16 protein-coding genes are annotated in these 18008 nt (G+C 72.2%); 9 read left to right on the top strand and 7 right to left on the bottom strand.

From position 1 onward, the window contains the following. Positions 1-26: 26 nt before the first annotated feature. The 4 genes from JMF97_RS26225 to JMF97_RS26210 form a co-directional block, all read right to left on the bottom strand. Complete coding sequence (locus JMF97_RS26225; protein ID WP_203223950.1) at positions 27-1040, bottom strand: SDR family NAD(P)-dependent oxidoreductase; 1014 nt, start codon at positions 1038-1040, stop codon at positions 27-29. Positions 1041-1130: 90 nt separating this feature from the next. Further along, positions 1131-1553 (bottom strand): SgcJ/EcaC family oxidoreductase, encoded by a 423-nt coding sequence (locus JMF97_RS26220; RefSeq protein ID WP_203223949.1) that lies wholly within the window; start codon positions 1551-1553, stop codon positions 1131-1133. 566 nt (positions 1554-2119) lie between these two features. After that, a complete protein-coding gene (locus JMF97_RS26215) occupies positions 2120-2749 on the bottom strand; it encodes a copper resistance CopC family protein (RefSeq protein WP_203223948.1) in 630 nt (209 codons plus the stop codon). Positions 2750-2758: 9 nt separating this feature from the next. Further along, on the bottom strand, positions 2759-3349 hold the full coding sequence (locus JMF97_RS26210) for a hypothetical protein (RefSeq protein ID WP_203223947.1): 591 nt from the start codon (positions 3347-3349) through the stop codon (positions 2759-2761). A 239-nt stretch (positions 3350-3588) separates the two neighbouring features. Between JMF97_RS26210 and JMF97_RS26205 the strand changes: the two genes are divergently transcribed. Then, on the top strand, positions 3589-4815 hold the full coding sequence (locus JMF97_RS26205) for a ricin-type beta-trefoil lectin domain protein (RefSeq protein WP_203223946.1): 1227 nt from the start codon (positions 3589-3591) through the stop codon (positions 4813-4815). Positions 4816-5083: 268 nt separating this feature from the next. Next, the gene (locus JMF97_RS26200) at positions 5084-6793 is read left to right on the top strand and encodes a hypothetical protein (RefSeq protein WP_203223945.1); all 1710 of its coding nucleotides are present in this window, start codon (positions 5084-5086) and stop codon (positions 6791-6793) included. Here the strand turns inward: JMF97_RS26200 and JMF97_RS26195 are convergent. Next, complete coding sequence (locus tag JMF97_RS26195; RefSeq protein ID WP_238360187.1) at positions 6778-8898, bottom strand: hypothetical protein; 2121 nt, start codon at positions 8896-8898, stop codon at positions 6778-6780. The genes JMF97_RS26200 and JMF97_RS26195 overlap by 16 nt on opposite strands. Positions 8899-9138: 240 nt before the next feature. Here JMF97_RS26195 and JMF97_RS26190 point away from each other — a divergent pair, with 240 nt between their 5' ends. Next, positions 9139-10668 (top strand): S8 family serine peptidase, encoded by a 1530-nt coding sequence (locus JMF97_RS26190; RefSeq protein ID WP_203223943.1) that lies wholly within the window; start codon positions 9139-9141, stop codon positions 10666-10668. A gap of 73 nt (positions 10669-10741) precedes the next feature. Here JMF97_RS26190 and JMF97_RS26185 read toward each other — a convergent pair whose 3' ends face one another. Continuing rightward, positions 10742-12379, bottom strand: a complete 1638-nt coding sequence (locus JMF97_RS26185; protein ID WP_203223942.1) for a ricin-type beta-trefoil lectin domain protein — start codon at positions 12377-12379, stop codon at positions 10742-10744. 353 nt (positions 12380-12732) lie between these two features. On the opposite strand from JMF97_RS26185, the gene JMF97_RS26180 reads away from it, so the two are divergent. The 3 genes from JMF97_RS26180 (at position 12733) to JMF97_RS26170 (ending at position 15462) form a co-directional block, all read left to right on the top strand. Continuing rightward, positions 12733-13302 carry a sigma-70 family RNA polymerase sigma factor gene (locus JMF97_RS26180; protein ID WP_013733462.1) on the top strand — a complete coding sequence of 190 codons (570 nt, stop codon included), beginning with the start codon at positions 12733-12735 and terminating at the stop codon, positions 13300-13302. 89 nt (positions 13303-13391) lie between these two features. Further along, the gene (locus tag JMF97_RS26175; protein WP_203223941.1) at positions 13392-14294 is read left to right on the top strand and encodes a zf-HC2 domain-containing protein; all 903 of its coding nucleotides are present in this window, start codon (positions 13392-13394) and stop codon (positions 14292-14294) included. A 112-nt stretch (positions 14295-14406) separates the two neighbouring features. Continuing rightward, the gene (locus JMF97_RS26170; protein WP_203223940.1) at positions 14407-15462 is read left to right on the top strand and encodes a hypothetical protein; all 1056 of its coding nucleotides are present in this window, start codon (positions 14407-14409) and stop codon (positions 15460-15462) included. Positions 15463-15583: 121 nt separating this feature from the next. Here JMF97_RS26170 and JMF97_RS26165 read toward each other — a convergent pair whose 3' ends face one another. Then, entirely contained in the window at positions 15584-15985 is a 402-nt protein-coding gene (locus JMF97_RS26165) for a hypothetical protein (protein WP_203223939.1), read from the bottom strand. A gap of 359 nt (positions 15986-16344) precedes the next feature. On the opposite strand from JMF97_RS26165, the gene JMF97_RS26160 reads away from it, so the two are divergent. From JMF97_RS26160 to JMF97_RS26150, 3 genes are read left to right on the top strand one after another with little or no spacing between them, the layout of a single operon-like run. Then, positions 16345-16899, top strand: coding sequence for a protein kinase family protein (locus tag JMF97_RS26160; protein WP_203223938.1), 555 nt, complete (start codon positions 16345-16347; stop codon positions 16897-16899). Continuing rightward, positions 16896-17573, top strand: coding sequence for a hypothetical protein (locus tag JMF97_RS26155; protein WP_203223937.1), 678 nt, complete (start codon positions 16896-16898; stop codon positions 17571-17573). Before JMF97_RS26160 ends, JMF97_RS26155 begins: the two co-directional genes overlap by 4 nt. A 59-nt stretch (positions 17574-17632) precedes the next feature. Beyond that, positions 17633-17986, top strand: coding sequence for a hypothetical protein (locus JMF97_RS26150; RefSeq protein ID WP_203223936.1), 354 nt, complete (start codon positions 17633-17635; stop codon positions 17984-17986). The last annotated feature ends 22 nt before the right edge of the window (positions 17987-18008 follow it).

Genomic DNA, 18008 nt, shown 5'->3' with positions numbered 1-18008 from the left:
CCGGTGGAGGTGACGCCGTCGCCGGGTCAGGCGGCGTCGGCGGCCAGCCCGGCCTGTCGCCGGCTGATGCGGCCGGTGCGGTACAACCACGCGACGGTGTCCCGGATCGTCTCGGTAACCGGGCGGGTCGGCGCGGGCACCTCCGGGCCGGTACGCAGGTCGCAGTGACAGGTGTAGACCGCGCCGTACTCGACGGGGACGTGCCAGGGCCAGATCCGCTGGAACGCGGACGCGGCGGCCCCCACCGGCAGCACCGCCGCCGACGGCAGGTAGGCGACCGGCAACCGGCGGCCGGTGACCTCGCGGACGGCCGCGACGAACTCACGGGTGGACAAGGCCCGTCCCGGTGCCAGCAGGCGTCGCGGACCCGGCCCGGGTCGCAGCGCCGCGACGTGCAGGTCGGCCACCTCGCGGACGTCACCCACCGGAAACCCGCCGCCCGGCCAGATGGGCAGCTGCCCGCGCAACAGCGCCCGCAACCGGGCCACCTGATCACCGACGTACGGGTCGTGTGGGCCCAGCGTGGCCATCGGGTAGGTGATGACCACAGGTGATCCCGCTGCCTGGTGCCGCCGGGCGACCTCCTCGGCAGCCGCCTTGGTGGCCATGTACCGCTCCCGTGGGCGGCCCACCGGCAGATCCGTGGCGAGCGGAGCCCCTCCGGTCGGTGCCAGGGCCACCACCGAGGACACATGCACGATCGTCTCGACGTCGGCCGCGCGGGCCGCGTCGAGCACCACCTCGGTGCCCCCGACGTTGACCTGCCACATCTGCGCGTGACGGCGGGTGTCGAACGAGTAGACCCCGGCGGCGTGCAGAACCGCGGCGCAGCCGTCCACCGCCCGGCCGACCGACCGCGCGTCGGTCACGTCACCGGCGACGGTCGCCACGTCCGCGGTGGACACTCCGAGTGGTTCGAGGGCAGGCCCGACCGTGTCGGGGTCACGAACCAACAGTCGCACCTCGTGCCCGGCCCGCAGCAACGCCGCGACCGTGTGCGAGCCGATGAAACCGGTGCCGCCGGTGACCAGTACACGCACGTTCGTTCCTGCCCTTCACTCGAAAGATGGGACACCTTGGACGGCACCGGTCAGCGGGACCTTCGACCGGGCGCCGAAGGACGTGCACAGTCAGCGCGCGTCGCGCGGGCTGTTCTGGTACGCGGTCAACTGCCAGCCATCCGGGGTACGAACCAGCAGCCAGGAGGCGCGGATGGCCCGCTCGGCGGCCACCTCCGTCTCACCCGGGGCGAGCACGCCGCCCTCGGTGAGCAGCAGCGCCACGTCGGGACCGATGAAGCGGATGTCGAAGGGCTGCCCGGTGACGCGGGTCCCCTTGTAGGGGCCGGCGAAGCCCTGCGCCATGAAGTCGCGGATGTCGTCGCGGCCCTTGCGGGTCACGCCGGGCAGGATCATGGTGCCGTCCGGCGTGAAGAGACCGGCGAAGGTGTCGGCGTCGTTCGCCGCCCACGCCTGCACGACCCGCTCGGGCAGGGCCGCGACAGCGGCCCGGTCGTCGGCGGACACCTGCGGTCCGAGGCTGTTGGTGGTCACGGGTGACTCCTTCCGTCAGAGGCGCGTCAGGCCTCAGATGGTGCGGGTGTCCGGGGCGAGGATTGCGGCATTCCAGACGTCGGTGGCTGGCACTGCGCACTCCTCGATGTCGGCTGGTCGGCGACTCCACGCCGTGGGCACCCTGCTGCGTGTTGAGGGCGATCCCGCCGGAAGCGGGTGCCGGACGGCGCAGCCCGTCACCTGTGAGAATCACAGTGGCGCAACGGCCGTCGCATCTCTCCGAGTGCGTCACTGGACGGTGCTCCGCCGCACGTCAGCGCAATGATGACCGCCCGGATCGGCGCGTACGGTCGCCGTCGTCGGTCGCCGTTCGCCCGATTCGCAGGCCGGGCCACAAATAGGCGAGCGATCGACGGTGGTCGACCTGTTCGCGCCGGGCGGAGGCCCTCGCAGGCACCACTTTCGTCGTGCTCACGGCCGTGGGACAGCCGGTGCGCACACCCGAGGATGCGCGGGGTGGGAGCCGGCCCTACGGCCACCGAGACGTCAATGCACACGGAACCGGCCCGGTCGGTGATCAGCACCGACCGGGCCGGTCGAGTGGTTCAGCGGCCGGCGGGCTCGTCGGGTGGCCCGTCGAGGTGACCGGAGGCGGCCGAGACGGTCGGCGCGCGGGCCGGCGGTCGTCGGTGACGGGCGGGCCGGCGCAGCAGCAGCGCGAGGACGACGACCAGCACCAGGCCGTCGATGACCAGGAGCGTGGCGCCCAACGGGTCGATGCCGTGGGCGTGGTCGGCGTCGTCCAGGATCGGGTCGGGGACGTCCACGATGCCCTGGGGCGGTGCGCCGGTGCCGACGCTGAAGCGCAGGATGCCGGTGGCGTCCTGACCGTTGGAGAAGGTGATGTGGTAGGCGATGCTGTAGTCGCCCGGGTCGGTGAGCCGTACCGGTTGGCGCAGCCCGGTCTTCCCGTCGGCGCGTACCCGGCCGTCGTTGACCGCGTTGCCGGCGTTGTCGCGCACGGTGACGTGGGACAGCGCCGAGTCGGCGCCGGTCGACAACCGGAGGACGACCGCGTCCGGCGCGGAGGCCAGCGCGGCACCGTCGCCCGGGTCCACCGAGAGGACCCGGGCGGGGCTGCCGTCGGACTGCCGGACGACCGCGGCGACGGTGAGGGCGACCCCCACGGAGGCGAGGGCGGTGACGATGGCCAGCGTGCGGCGCCCGGCTGACATGATGGCCGGTCAGCTGCCGGAGTTGGTGGCGGCGAGCCGTTGACGGCCCTCCAGGGTGCAGTTGCATCGTTGCAACTGCAACTCCTGCTCGTTGGGGCGCAGGTGCAGGTACATCGCGACAATCATCGGCAGGAACACGATGGAGTTGTAGAACAGGTGCAGTTCGACCCGGGGGATCAGGAGCTGCGCGAAGCTCGTCGGCACCGACGTGCCGGGCAGCAGGAAGCCGGCCTGCACCTGCAACAGCAGGAACAGGTGCTCGATGTGGTGCCAGAACTGGATCGCCAGGGCGATCGTCCACCAGGTGCGGGCCCGCCCGACGAAACCGGGACGCAGGGCGAACAGACCGATGAGCATGACGATCGCGTACCCGTAGTGCAGCCACTCGGAACTGACCAGCCACGGGAACGGCATGCCCAGGACGCCGCGCGCCTGTGGCCGGGCCCAACCCAGCACCCAGATCTGGTACGCCTGAACCAGGTGCTCGGCCCAGTGGGCGAGCACGATGACCATGTACAGCCCCAGAACCGCACGGTGATGCGCTTCGTTGATCGCGCCGATCACTCCACGCCGAGCGGCATGCTCCTTGGCCACTGTCATGTGGACTCCATCCAGAGAGCTGGGTAATTTGACGATTACGTTAGGTGGACGCGTACGCGATTCGCTTACTCGTAATTGCGCATTTATCGATCTTTGCCGGTTGGTCGACATCGATCTTCGCCAACCAGGGCCGGGTGCGGTTGAACCGAGGGCCGTCGTGCGCCGTCATGCGGGCGTGCGCCGGTCGCACACACCCCGCGGACCTGGTGGGTCCGCCTGTTCAGCCAGCGGAGGGCGGCATGACGGTGAGTACGGGCTTGTTCCCGGGCGGCAAGGCACGACTGGGCGGGAGGATCGCCCTCCTGACCATCCTGACGCTCGCCCTCGGCCTGGTCGTGGTCATGTCGAGCAGATCCGACGCGGTCGTCGGGGAACGGGTCACGTTCGTCAACTCCACCGGCGAGACGTTGTGGATCGGTGCGGGGGAGAGCGCCGACGGCTCGCGACCGATCACCGGCCTGCCCGTCCTGCGCCCCGGAGAGTCGGCGACCATCGTCATCCCGGACGACGGTCGGCCGGGCCACTGGCGTGGCCGGTTCTTCGCCCGGCAGCGGTGCAGCGGAGAACCCGGCAGCACCTTCCGCTGCCTGGTGGGTGACTGCGGCGTCCACCCGGACCGCTGCGAGCGAGGCGCGGAACCGGTCAGCCTGGCCGAGTTCAACTTCGACCAGCACAACTCCGGGGCACCCTGGTACAACGTCAGCTACGTCGACGCGCTCTCGTTGACGATCACGATCGAGACGCCCGGCGGCCCGCCCGCCCCGGTGGCGGGAACCTGCGTCAGGTGGGACTGCTCCGGTGGGCAGTTGCTCGCGGCCTGCCCCGAGGCGCATGCGGTGATCGACCCCCAGCGCGGCGACCGGATCAACTGCGTCAACCCGGAGCGGGACTCCGAGAGCGCCTACACCGCCGCGCTGCGCCCCTTCGGTCCGCGCGCCTACCTGTGGTCGACCCACGACCGGGTGCCGGGCAACGAGACCGTGCTCAGCTGCCCCGGATGCGCGGACTTCGTGGTCACCTTCCGCGGCGGCGGGACTCCCGTACGCCGGACCGTCGAGCAGCCCGCCGGTTCGCCCGCCTCGACCTTCGCGCTGCGCGGCTACCAGGGCAAATGCGTCGACGTGCCCGGCGGCATCTCCGCCGACGGTGCCGGACTGCAGCTCTGGAGGTGCAACGACAGCCCGGCCCAACGGTTCTCGCACGGCCCCAACGGATCCCTGATGGCGCTCGACAAGTGCATGGACGTCGCCTGGGCGTCGCGCGACAACGGCGCCAAGGTGCAACTGGCGCACTGCAATGGCGGTCCGGCGCAGGTCTGGGTCGTCGAGGCCGGGATGCTGCGTAATCCCCACTCGGGCAGGTGCGTCGACGTACGCGGCGGCAACACCGCCGACGGCGCTGCCCTCCAGACCTGGGAATGTGCCCCCGGTCGGGCCAACCAGACCTGGCGGCCGGTGGGCCGCTGAGCCCGACCGGATTCCACCGGTGCGATGATCCTGCCCGTCCCCGGCGGAGATCCCGCCGACGGGACTGGTGGGACCGGTCCACTGTGCAGCGTCGCTGACCAGACGGGTACGCACGGTCCGCCCCCCGGTGGGCCACGGCGTGCGAGGAGACGGAGAGACAGGAATGCAGTCAGCTGGTCGGGGCCGGGCGTCGAGGTCGGCCCCGCAGACGCCGGCGAGGTCGCACCTGGCGTGCGGTCGACAGGCGAATCACTGGTGGGCCTTGTCGGTGCTGCTGGCGGTCCTGCTCGTCCCGGTCGCCGCGCAGGCGCCGGCCACCGCCGCCGTGCCCGAGGAAACCGGCAAGTACTACGTCGTCGGGCCGCCGGTCGACGGCCAGCGGGACTACCTGTACAGCATCGCGCTGCGGACCCTCGGCAACGGCAACCGCTTCCGGGAGATCATCGAGCTCAACCGGGGCCGGGAACAGCCCGACGGAGCGACGTTCACCGACGGCGTCGAACTCGCGCCCGGCTGGATCCTCGTACTGCCCAAGGACGCGGACGGACCAGGGGTACGCACCGGCCGCCTGCCCGCGATCCGCCCGCCGGCCCCGCGATCGACGCCGAGCCCGTCGACACCGTCGCCGCGTGCCGGCTCGCCCTCACCAACCCTCCCGCCACCCTCACCGTCCCTTCCGCCACCCTCACCGGGCGGTGCCGCCCCGCCGCCGGCCACGGCAGCTCCGGCCGGCGATCCGACCGCCCCGGCCGACACCACCCCGTGGATCCAGGCCGCGCCGTCGAAACTGGCCGATGCCGCCCCCGATCTGGTACGCGTCGGGGCCGGAGCGCTCGCCCTGGTGCTCGCCGTCGTCGCGATCCTGGTGCTGCCCCGACGGGCGTACCGGATGCGATCGGTGACCCTCGACGACGGCCCGTGGCCGCCGCAACGCCACCACACCCCCACCCCAGCCGAACTCGCGGCCAATTCGGACACCCCGCCGGCGCCCCCGCCTGCCCCACCCGCGTCCCCGCCCGATCCTCCCGTGTCCTCGCCTGCCCCACGCGCGTCCTCGCCCAACCCCCCGCCGTCCCCGCCTGATGCCCCGGCGGGCTCGGCAGCGGCGGCACGGCCATCGCCGACCGTGGCAGTGCCGATGACTCCGTCGCCGGCACCCGGTCGGTCGACGCCTGCCGGGCCGCCGCCGTCGGCTCGGCCCGATCCCGCCAAGCCCGCCGCTTTGCCTGATCCCGGGCCGGGTCCCGCGTCGTCGACGCCCCCGGCGGACTGGCCCCCGATCGCTGCCCCGCGGTCAACGGCATCGGCTGCCCCGCCGGCAGCCGTCCCCGAAACCCCACCAGGCACCCCAACGACCGCGTTGCCGACGACCACGTCCGCCGCCCCGGTGGCGACGGAGCGGACGACGACGGGGGACGAGGGTGGGTCGGCCCGACCGGCGCTGCCGGGCGAGGGCGAGGTGCCGTACGTCCGCACCAACCTCGCCACCGCCCTCGGCCCGATCCTGGTACGCCTGGTCGGCGTGACGACCGGTCCGACCACCGCCGCCTACGCCTGGCTCGCCGACGATGAGCAGGCGTCCGCCGCGACGGTGCCGCTGGTGCTGGGCCGCCGGGGCCCGTGGCGCCTGCAGATCGACCTGCGCCGGGCACCGGACGTCTTCACCCTGGTCGGTGTCATGGACGACTGCCGCCGGCTGGCCGCGACCTATGCCCGGCAGTTGCGCGAGGCCGGGGTCGGCGTCGCCGTCGTCGGTGACGCGCTCGGTGCCGAACCTCCTGACGGTTGCCGCCGGCTGGCCACCTGGGCTGCGGCGGACGACCTCGGGCCCGAGCCGTACGTCGTGATCGGCGCCGGGATGCCGACGGACGGCGGCGCGGGCCTGCCCGGCCTAGCCGCCGGTTCCCGGGGCCGCTGCATCCCGCTGGTGATCGGTGCCGTGCCGTACGGCCGGTGGTCCGCTCAGCTCGGCGGCTGAAGCCGGGACAGGACGCTCGGCAGCGGACCCTGCTCCAGGCGGGGCACCCGCTGCCAGGCACCTGCCTCGGCCCGGTACGCGCGGCGTACCCGCACCCGGGGGTAGGAGCGGCTGGCCAGGATCAACTCCACCTGCGCGGCGCGGAGCGCCTCGGCCCGGCTACGGACCCGGCTCAGCGGGGCGAGCAGGTCGGCGGTCGCCGTCACGTCGATCGTGCGTCCCCTCGGTACCCGCAGTTCCACCATCAGCCGCCCTGCCGTGACCGGCGGCTGGCGACGGTACAACCGCAGCCAGTGACGCGGCAGGCGGACGCGGTCGGCGGGCAGCAGCGCGTAGGCCCGACGGGTGCCGAAGGCCGGCCAGCGTCGTACCTCGTGGGGCAGGCCGGCGGTCAACCGGGCCGGGGAGCCGCACCGGATCCAGAGCGGCTCCGGCGCGCACTCCCCGGTCGAGGTCAGCTCGCCGGCCGGGTCCACCGTGAAGGTGTCCACCGCGACGACCCGGTCCAGCCGCGCCGCCGGCAGCAGGTACGCCTCCCGCAGCCCACGCAGGTGTTGCAGGCGTGCGGGCAGCCGGGCGCGAAGCGCGGACATCGGAATCGCCCCGCCCGGATCCACCCGTACCCGCAGCAGTTGGCGGCCCTCGGGCACCGACCGTGGGTCGAGGAAGGCGAGCAGGAAGAGTTCGGCACCGGGCAGTCCCTCGCCGACCGTCTGAGCGTCGACCGGCGAGGCGACGAACGCCTCGAACCGCTCGGCGTTGACCTGCTGCCCCGGGGACAGCCACCGCAGACCGTACCCGGGCGCGCGACGATCCTCACCGGTCAGCGCGGGACGAGCCAGCGGAGTCGCCGGAACACCCGCCCCCGCCGACTCCACCGCGGCCAGCATCCGCTGCACCGGCTCGTCGGCCTGCGCCGACACCTGCTTCGTCGGCTCGTCAGGCAGCGCCGCTGCCTGGTCCACGGATTCGTCGGCCTTCGTCGGCTCGGCGGCCTGCGGGATCCGGTCGGTCGGTTGGGTGGCCGTGGTGTCCGGTGACGGCTCGACTGGTGGGGGAGCAGGGGACCCGACGGCCGGCGACGGGTCGGTCTGCTCCGTCTCGATGTCAGGTGGGGACGTCAGCGTGAGGCTGAGCCGGGCCGACGCCGGCACGAGCAGACCGGTCGGGGTGGTCCGCAGTGCCGGTGGACCGGCGGCGAACGGCGGCCGGTACGCGTGCCACTCGGCGGGCCGCCCCGCGTGGTCGAGTGCCCGTAGATCGTGGCGGCCGTCGACGAGTTCCGCGCTACCACCCGGCGGCGGGGTCCAGACCGTGGCGCCGGTGGTCTCGGCCAGCTCCCGGGCATGGGTGCCGAGGCTGTGCTGTTCCTCGGGATCGGACGGCCAGGTCAGCCAGAGTCGCAGATCGCTGCCGTACAGCGGCAGGTCGCCGAGGAGGGCGGCGAGCTGGTCGCCGCGGTAGACCCGCTGCGTACCGCCGTAGTCGCCGACCAGGAAGCCGCCGGCCCGCGCGGTGACCGCGACGGTCACCAGCCCGCCCACGGTCGTGCCGAGCCGGTGCGCGGTGGCCCGCCGGGCGACAAAGTCGGCCCGGGTGGCGAGGACGGCACCGCCGTGCAGGGGCAGACTCACCACCCCCTTACGTGGACGGACCAGACCACGTTCGACGGTGAACCAGCCGGGCAGCGGCGTGGCCAGATCCGGCGGCTGGATCACCAGCCAGTCCCGGGCCCGGCGGGCCTCGCGGTCGACCGGCACCGCGTGCAGCGGCCCGCCGCGCCCACCGTGCTGCCGGATCTCCGCACCCTCGGGGCTGACCAGCACGTCATGGGCGAGCAGCCCGGCCACCTCGCTGAACAGTTCGGCGTGCCGGGCACCGTCGTCGGTGAGGATCCGTACGTCGTCCGCGGCCTCGCCGGAGCGCAGCACCAACTCGGTGATGGCCCGCGCGGTCAGCGGCCGGTCGGGTTTCGTCGGCAGCACCAACCCACCGCGTGCACCGGAGGTCAGCCAGAGATCGAACAGGCCGGGAATCCGCCGGTGGCGGCGGGGGTCGAAGCGGTGTGCAACCACCGGCTGGTCATCGTCCGCGTCGATCGTCATGGTCGTGGCGTACATCTGCTTTCACCAACGTCCGCAGGTTTACAGCGTGCGGGTGACGGCCGGCGAACCACCACATCATCTGGTCTCGTGGCCCTTGCGTCATCATGACGATGGTCACTGGCCGCTGGTTCAGCCGAGTTCGAGCGTTTTTTCCTCGATCGTATTGAACGGATACGGTCCAGATCCGCTGTAGAGCGTGTCGGCCGGGCTTTCGGCCGGGCTACTGAAGGAGGAACATCAGTGCTGGCGAAGCGCCCCAACGTAGGACGCCTGCTCGCGGGCATGGTGGTCGTCTGCTGCATGGTCGTGGCGATGGCCGGCACGGCGACAGCCCGGAAGGCGCCACTGGACCCGCAGGCGTACGTCAAGTACTACGTCGTCACGTCGGCGTACCAGGGTCAGCCGGAGAACCTCACCGAGATCGCGACCCGGTTTCTCGGCAGCGGTGAACGCTCCGCGGAGATCTACAACCTCAACGCCGGCCGGGTGCAACCCGACGGGGCGAGCCTGACCGACCCGGCCCGACTCAACCGAGGCTGGTACCTGGTGCTGCCCTGGGACGCCGTCGGCGAGGGGGTCAAGTACGGGCAGATTCCGTCCGAACCGAACAAGCCCACCACCAGCCCTCGGCCCAGCGGCACCGCGAAACCCGGCACCGCCCCGACGTCCGCCACCAGCCCGCCGCCGGCCACCAGCCCGTCACCGTCGCGCAGCCCCGGCCAGAGCCCGTCACCGTCGGGTACGGGCAGCGCCGCGGGCTGCACCGCGGTCGCCGGCTCCAGCAGCCGCTCCGACTGGGCCCAACTGCGGTTGGCCATCGACGGCGCGTGGGACCTCAGCCGGGGCAACGGCGTCATGGTGGCCGTCCTCGACTCGGGTGTGGACGGCCGCATCGAGCAGCTCAGCGGCCGGGTCACGGTCGGCGCGGACGTCACCGTCGGCAACGGGCGCGGGGACACCGACTGTCTGGGCACGGGCACCGCGATGGCGAGCATCATCGCGGCGAACACCGGCATCCAGCAGACGCCCGTCGGTCTCGCCCCGGACGCCACCGTCCTACCGGTCCGGATGGTCGGCAAATCAGGCACCGCCCGGCCCACGGACGCGGCGAACGCCATCGAGGTGGCGGTGAGCGCGGGCGCCTCGGTGGTCGCCCTCGGCTCGCATGTGGATCTGTCCGCCCCAGCGGTCGCCGCCTCGCTGACCACCGCGCTCAACCACGACGTGGTCGTGGTGGCGGGCGCACCGACCAAGCCCGTGACGCTGCCGACGGCCAGCGAGCCCAAGGCCACCGGCGCGCTGCTGCTGGTCGGTGGGGTCGGCGCGGACAACAAGCTGGTCGAGGAGTACCAGCCGGACGCGGTGGAGGTGGTCGCGCCCGGCGCGGACGTGCTCGGCATCGGACCGGGCAAGGCCGGCACGTTGAGCTACAGCGGCACCCGCTTCGCGGTCGCCTTCGTGGCCGGCCAGGCGGCGCTGGTGCGGGCCGCCTACCCGGAGTTGAACGCGACCCAGATCGAGGAGCGCATCCGGAACACCGCCGACGCCGTGGGTGACCAGACCCCGGACGGCAGGTACGGCGCCGGGATGATCAACCCGGCGGTGTCGCTCGCCCGCACCTTGGAGGGCGAGCAGCCCACCGGAGCCGGGTCGAGCGGCGGCAGCGGCGGTGGCGGCGGGATGGCCACCCTCGTCCTGATCGGGGTGGCGTTGCTCGGTGGCGGTGCCTTCCTGGCGTTGGGCCTGCACCGGCGGCGCGCCTACAGCTGATCGGCCGGGTGGCGACGAATCGGGGTACGGACCGCGGTCCGTACCCCGATGTCGTGTTCTCAGCGGTTCGCGGTCAGCGCAGCTTCCAGGTCTGCTCGGCGTTGCCGACGTAGATCCACAGCTCCAGCGGCTTGTCCTTGGCGCCCATCTCGACGTCGACGGACTTGCCGTTGAGGGTGCTGATGATGCCGCCCTTGTCATTGATTCGCCAGGACTGCGCCGGGTTGCCGCTGCAGATCGCCACCTGGATGGCAGTGCCGTCGATGGAGTCGCCCCAGGCGATGTCCATGCACAGCCCGCGGGACCGGATGGTGCCGTCGTCGCGGACCACCCACCACTGCGACGGATCCTCCTGGCAACTGCGCAACACCAGTCGGGTGCCGTCGCCGGTGGTGCCGGAGCTGACGCAGAGCCCGGTCCGCGGATGGAAGATTTGCTTGGCCCCGGAGGGACGCTGGGGCTTGGGTGCCGTCGTCTTCGGCGCGGCGGTCGTCGGCTTCGCCTCGTCGGGCTCGGACGGTGCCGTGTTCCGCGACGTCGGGGGTGCCGACGACGGCTTGGCCGACGAACTCGCCTGCGGCTCACTGGGCTCCGGGTCCGGGGCCTGCGAGGAGGGCGGTGCGGTGCTGGGATCGCCCGACGGCGCGGGCCGGGCCAGCCGGGTGTCCAGCACGTACAGGTCGGTGAGCGCCTTCACCGCGCGCAGGAAGGTCTCGGTCGGCTGGTCGACACTGCCACCGCTCTGGCGTACGGCGGTGGGACCGTTGCGGTAGGCGGCCAGCGCCAGCAGGTATGGGTCACCGTCGAGCTTGGACAATTCGTCGATCAGCGCGCACATCGTGGCGCCCACCGCCGGGATCGCCGTCTCCGGGTCCCAGGCGGAGCCGCGGCTCGGACCGTAGCTGCGCCACACCTCGGGCAGGAACTGGGCGATGCCGCGCTGCCCGGCCGGACCCAACCGGTGGGGGTCGAAGCCGGAGAGCGCCATCACCTGGGCGGCCACCATCGCCGGGGTGATCTGCTCGCACACCGTCCCGGCGGTGACCACCAACGGGACGTACGGGGCGGGCACCCCCTTGGTGTCGCTGGCCGGCGGGGCCGTCGAGGCGGGCACCCCGGGCCCACCGAACTGCTTGAGCTGGCCGTAGTACCCGGCATAACCGCTGACCAGGTCGACGTACTCGACGGCGTCGGCGGGCACGCCGTTGGCCCGGGTGACGGCGGGCAGCCCGGCGTGGAAGGCGGCGACCGCCACCCGCCACTGGTCACCGGTGATGCCGGCCAGGCGGAGCTGACCACTGAAGTCGCACATCTGATGGGCCAGCGCCAGCACGTTGGCGGAGATGTCGGAGCGGCGGGCGTCCGGCCACGGCTTCCAGGTCTTCCAGTCCTCGTCGTCCAGACCGGCGATGCCCCTGCCGCCGGAGGCGGTGTCCCGCGCGCGGTTGTCCAGCCCCGACTCGGCCATCAACTGCCCGGCGATCCGCGCCGGGGTGAGCATCGGGCAGGAGCGGGCCGCGGCGACGATGGCGTTGAACTGTCGGTCGGTGACCTTCGCGCCGATCACGGTGTCATCGCGGGCAGAGGCGACCCCCCAGTTGATGGTGGCGACGACGGCGGAGAGAACCGCCAGCGCGGCCAGCAGCGCCGCGAGCAACTTGCGCGGCATCCGGCCGAGACTGAACGTCTTACGTACGAGGTCGGTGGTCACGGGCCATCCCTTTCGGCGTGGCGACACCTGTCGTGACGGATTTCCATCGTCTGGCGTTCACCGCCGACGGGGATTCTCTCAATCGGTGTCGGTCGGGACTGAACCGGCGGTCCCCTTTATCCGTCAACGAGGCAGCGGCACCTGATCGACCCGTACCGTCCGGAATGGAGTATCACCATGCTGAGCTGGATCGATTCGCCGGTCATCGCGGCCGTCGATGTCGTCGCCGTCGGGCGGTCGACCTCGACGGCGTCACCCCGAGTCCGTACGACTATGCTCGCTGTCAGGGCCGCGAGGGCGCGCATCGTCCCCCTGGCCGGCAGGATGCCATCCGTCCGTCAGGGAGGCGGTTTGTGTCGACGGTGCCCAACGAGTCGATCGGACCGTCTTCATCGGACAGCGCCACCGTCGAGACACCCGCCACCGAGACCCTGCTTGGGCAGATCGTCGAGGAGTACCGTCGACCCCTGCACCGGTTCCTCACCCGCCTGCTGCTCGGGCAGCAGGAACTCGCCGAGGACCTCGTGCAGGAGACGTTTCTGCGGGCCTGGCGCAACGCCGACCGGCTCGCCGCCGACCCGTCGAAGATCGCCCCGTGGCTCTACACGGTGGCCCGGCACGTCGCGATCGACGCGATGCGCGCTCGGCAGGCCCGACCACCCGAGGTCAGTCTGCCGGACCTGAACCGGGTCCCCACCACCGACGACGAGATGGACCGGGTGGTGAACGTGCACGCGGTGCGGCTCGCCCTCGGCAAGATCAGCCCGGAGCACCGGGCGGTGCTGATCGAGATGTACTACCGAGGTGCCTCGGTGGCCGAGGCGGCGATGCGCCTGGGGATACCCGAAGGTACGGTAAAATCCAGAGCCTATTACGCGGTACGCGCACTGCACGCCGCCATCGGCTCGACCGAGTCGTCCTGATCCCGAGGTCGCCCGGGCCCAGACAGACACACCGCGTGGTGCCGACCCGTTGAGGAGAGGGCTGGATGCGCGTAGGCGGGGATCACTCCGTGGCCGATCAGGAGAGGCTTGCCCTCTACCTGATGGGCACCTTGGACGACGCCGAGCGCGAGTCGTTCGAGGCACACCTCGCCGACTGCTGGCACTGCCTCGACGAAGCGGCCGAGATCGGCCCCTCGATCAGTGGCCTAGCCGGCCTGGCCGATGTGGACTGGTCGCTGCCGACCGACGACGCACCGTCCGACTTCTCCGCCGAGGCGGGTCCGGCGCCGTCCGGGTCCGGCCCGACGGCGTCGACGGGCGCGCCCGAGCCCACCGTTTCCGCGCAGGTGCCGTCCCCCGGCGTCGCTGAGCTCCCGCAGACCGATGATCCCGGCAACACCGGCCCGACCGACGCCACTGCCGGCCCGTCCGAGGTGCCGATGCCACGGCAGCGCGGTGGCGCGGCGAGTCCTGCGCCGGTCCGTCCGTCCGGCAGCCGCCCGACCGGTCGGCGTACCTCCGGCACGCGTCCGGCGACGACGGCCGGCTCGTGGTACCGACGGCGTGGGCTCTGGGCCGCGGCGGCGGCGGTGGTCCTGGCGCTGGCCGGCGGGGTGGTGGCGATCAACCAATGGACCACCCGGGCCGACCCGGTGCTGACCGGCACGGGGGAGGCTCCGGGCTACGGGGCCAGCCTCTCGGTGGTGATCACCGCCGGCGACCAGGGCAGCTCCACCATCCGGATCACCGCCACCGGTCTGCGGCAGGGCACCCGGTACCGGCTGTTCGCGGTGACCCGCGACGGTGCCACCCACGTCGTTCGGGACTGGACCGCCACGTCCGGGCCGCAGGAGGTGGCCGGCGAGACGTCCCTGCCGGTCGACGAGTTGTCCTTCATCACCGTCGGGCTCACCGACGGCTCGGCGATCGTGACCGCCCCGATCGCCGGCAGCCCGGCCTCGCCCCGCTGACCACCGGGCCGCACGTACCCACGCCCGGGTTTTCTCACGTCGCGGGTGAACCGATCGGTGCCCCTGGCCGTCCTGCTGGCGTCGACAAACGTCACGCACGTGAGGAGCCATCGTGTCCGATCCCGCTTACGAGTTCAGCGACCTGAGTGATCCACGCGGTCGCCGCGGCTCGGCACCGCAGGGGGCCTTCGCCGATCCATCGCGACCCCGGTTCTCCCGGTCCGCCACCACGCCGCTGGCGCCGATGCAGCGCCAGCCGCTCGAACCGATCCACGAGACCGAGCAGATGTACGAGGGCGAGCAGCTGTACGACTCGCCGCCCTCGCCGACCGGGTCGATGGGGTCGACCGGCTCGTCGAGTTCGATCTCCCTGGCGGAGGTCGGCGCGGAAGTGGTCGCCGTCGCCGACAACGGGTCGATGCTGGCCAGGTTCGGTCAGCAGACGTTCTACTGGATGCAGACGGTGGGCGCGGTCACCAGTCTCGTCGGTGCCGGCATACGGGGCGCCTCGTCGGCTACCGAGAGCGCCGGAGATTACGTGCAGGGCGTCGGCGGACTGATGACCGCCATCGGTACGGCGTACACCAGCTACGAGACCGCCCGCGACGCGATGCGGCAGGGACAGGTCGACCCGGAGACCGGGCTGGCGGCCCAGCAGATCCACCGGCTCAAGACCGCGACCAGCAAGCCTGCGGTGGAGATCGCGGCGGATCTGGTCAGCTTCACCGGCGGCACCGTCACCGCCGTCGCGTCGCTGGTGCAGGGGCGGCCGGACATCGCCTTCGCCGGGACCCTGGTCAACGCCACCGCTGCGGCGATCAAGGGTTTCAACGAGCGCCGCGGTGAACCCGACGTGGGTGGCGCCGAGTTCCTGATCGCGAACCGACAGAAGATCATGGCATTGGAGAACTGGACGAGGCTCCCCGCCAAGGTGCAGAGACCGCTTACCGAGTACTTCTCGAAGGTGGACGAGAAGGCCGACCGCAAGCGTGCCGCCGCGATGCAGTCGCATGCCGGTGCCGGCCGGCCTACGACGGGTCGGTCCAGCTCGGTCAGCCTGCCGTCCGGCAGCGGCTACCGCTACCAGCAGGACCCGCAGGCGGGGCTCACCGAGCTGACCCGCCGCAACAGCCAGGGCGGTCAGGGACGACGCGGCAGCAGAGGCTGACGTACTGTGCGGCCGCGACACCGTACGCCCGGTGTCGTGGTCGCGGGCAGCAGCGGTTCCCGGGTGCCGGTGCACCGGCACCCGGGGCCGGTTCGCGTGCGCCGACCTGTGGCACGGGTACTCAGCGGGACCGCGCCTGATACCGCCGCCCGGATCCGCCGAGCACCGGCGGGGCAACCGGCCGGCTCCTCGCACTGACGCCGCGCACGCTGGTCAGCCGTGCCGCCGTGGTGTTGCCCGGACCGGATTCAGCGGCCAGCGCCAGCCGTCGCCAACGGGCGTGGTCGGCGGCCGTCCAGTTGCGTTCCTGCGATTCGGTCGGGGCGGCCGGATGATCGGCCGGGGTGGCCCGATGGTCGAGATGCTCCTTGGCCGCCAGACCGCGGGCCTGGTTGACGCGACCCCAGGCGCGGTCACGCTCGCTGCTGAGCGCGTCCGCCTGCCGCAGCTGCGGCTGGTCCACCCAGCTGTCGTCGGTGTGGACATGACGGACGCTGGTCAGTGCCGCGGCTTGCGCGACCACCTCGGACGATGGCGCCGGACCCGACCGCGTCGGGCGTCGTGAGCTCAGACCGCGGGCGGCCTCCTGGTGGCGGGACGGCGGTGTGACCATGTGTCTCCCTCCCGGTTGTGGATGCACCGTCCTCTACGGGCGCGACGCCGCCGGGTTCGCCGAATGAGGCGACTTTCCGAATCGGTCCGGGCCCGCCGCGCCGCATCGACCCGCGCCTCGGCGCTGGTGGTGACGCCCCGAGCGGACCGAGGAAAAAACTCCGAACTCGTTCTGAACCGACCGACCGCTCGCACCGTTAAGCGGCCGTCACCGGTGCCTCAGCGGCATCCGGTAGGTGCCGAAGGCGAGCAGGAAGGGAGGCGGGGCAGATGGGCAACGGGTCCATGACGGTACGGCGACCAGCGGTGTCGGCCGGGGGAGCGGGGCGGACGCGACCGCTGACCGTGCCGGCGTACGACGATGGCCCGGCCTGGCGGCGGGACAGCCTCTCCGAGGAGGGCATCGGGTGGATCGGCGCGCACGGTGGTGCGGGCGCGACCACGCTGAGCCGGCTGCTGGGCGGTACCGACATCGGCTGCCGGTGGCCGGACCCGGCCCTCGCCGAACCCGCCCGGGTCATGGTGGTCGGCCGCACCGACCTGGAGGGGCTGCGGGCGGTCTCCCGCGCGCTGCACGCCCTGCGCGACGGCCGGCATCCGGCGGGGATGCGACTGATGGGCGTGGTGTTGATCGCCGATGCGCCCGTACGCCTGCCGGCGCCGTTGCTCGGCCGGATCCGGCTGCTGCGGTCGATCGCGCCGGTGCACCGGCTGCCGTGGATTCCGGCCCTGCGGGTGGGCGAGGAACCGAAGCGGCTGCCGAGGCAACTGGATCGGCTGGCCACGGTGCTGGCCACCGGTGCCGAGGCGCGGAGGCGGTCGTGAGCCGGATCGCCCGCACCGCACTCGTCGTCGTCGGTGCCGTGCTGGGGCTGAGCCTGCTGGCGCCCTCGTCTGCCGCGGCGGCGGACGAGTACACGCTCCAGGTCCACACCAGCGGTGCCGCCTTCCTCTACACCCTCTGCCTGAAGACCGACACCACCATGAAGAAACCGCGCGGCAGTGACCGGGTCTGCACGGGCAAGCGGGGCTCGACCCACGGGACCTTCGACATGAGCGCCCCGTACGCGCCGGGCGACAGCGTGAAGATGGACATCGAGATGCACACCGGGCTGGCCGGTGAGTCGGTGACCAAGGACAACGTCGACATCACCGGCGCCCGCAGCTGCACGCTCTCGGGTGCCGTGCACGCCGGGAAGTTCCAGTGCGACAGCCCGATCAACACGATCAACTTCGAGCCGCCGGAGATCACGGCGTACACGGTGGACACGAACCCGAACAAGTCCGTGGCGAACCTGCTCAACCTGATGGCGTGGCTGGTCAGCGCCGCCGCGGTGGCCGGCCTGCTGATCACCGGCGCGACTCTGGCCGCGCAGCTGCGTCGCGGGGCCATGGAGGAGCGGACCGAGTACACGAGAAGCATCGCCTTCGTCTTCACGGCATGTCTGATCGCGACCACCGCCGGGCCGTTCGTCAGGTGGCTCGCCCTCACTGATTGACCCCTCGGCGAAGCACCGCCGAGCCCGCTCGACAACACATCCGAACTCAAGGAGCCGCAGTGTCCCTCTCCGACGTCTACTACAGCAGCCTGGCACGGGTCACCACCCTGCTCGCGGCACCCGACCCGGCCGGCGGCGGCGGTACGGTCCCGCAGCCCTCGATCAACGGAACGCTGCCGGACGGTCTGTCCCAGAAGGTCCAGCAGGTGCTGAGCCTGATCGCCTGGGGCGGCACGGCGGCCGGTGTGGTGGGGATCCTGATCACCGGCGCGGTGATGGCCATCTCGCACAAGCGCGGCGAGAGCTCGGAGCACATGAGCCGGCTCGGCATGGTGCTGGGCGGCTGCATCCTGGTCGCCACCGCCGGCCCGATCGTCAGCTGGGTGTTCGGCACCGGATCGTCCGGCACCTAGACCGACCGACCACACAGCGAGC

The sequence above is a fragment of the Micromonospora fiedleri genome (assembly GCF_016774385.1).
Classification (GTDB): Bacteria; Actinomycetota; Actinomycetes; order Mycobacteriales; family Micromonosporaceae; genus Micromonospora; species Micromonospora gifhornensis.
This window is presented reverse-complemented; position numbering and strand designations above follow the sequence as displayed.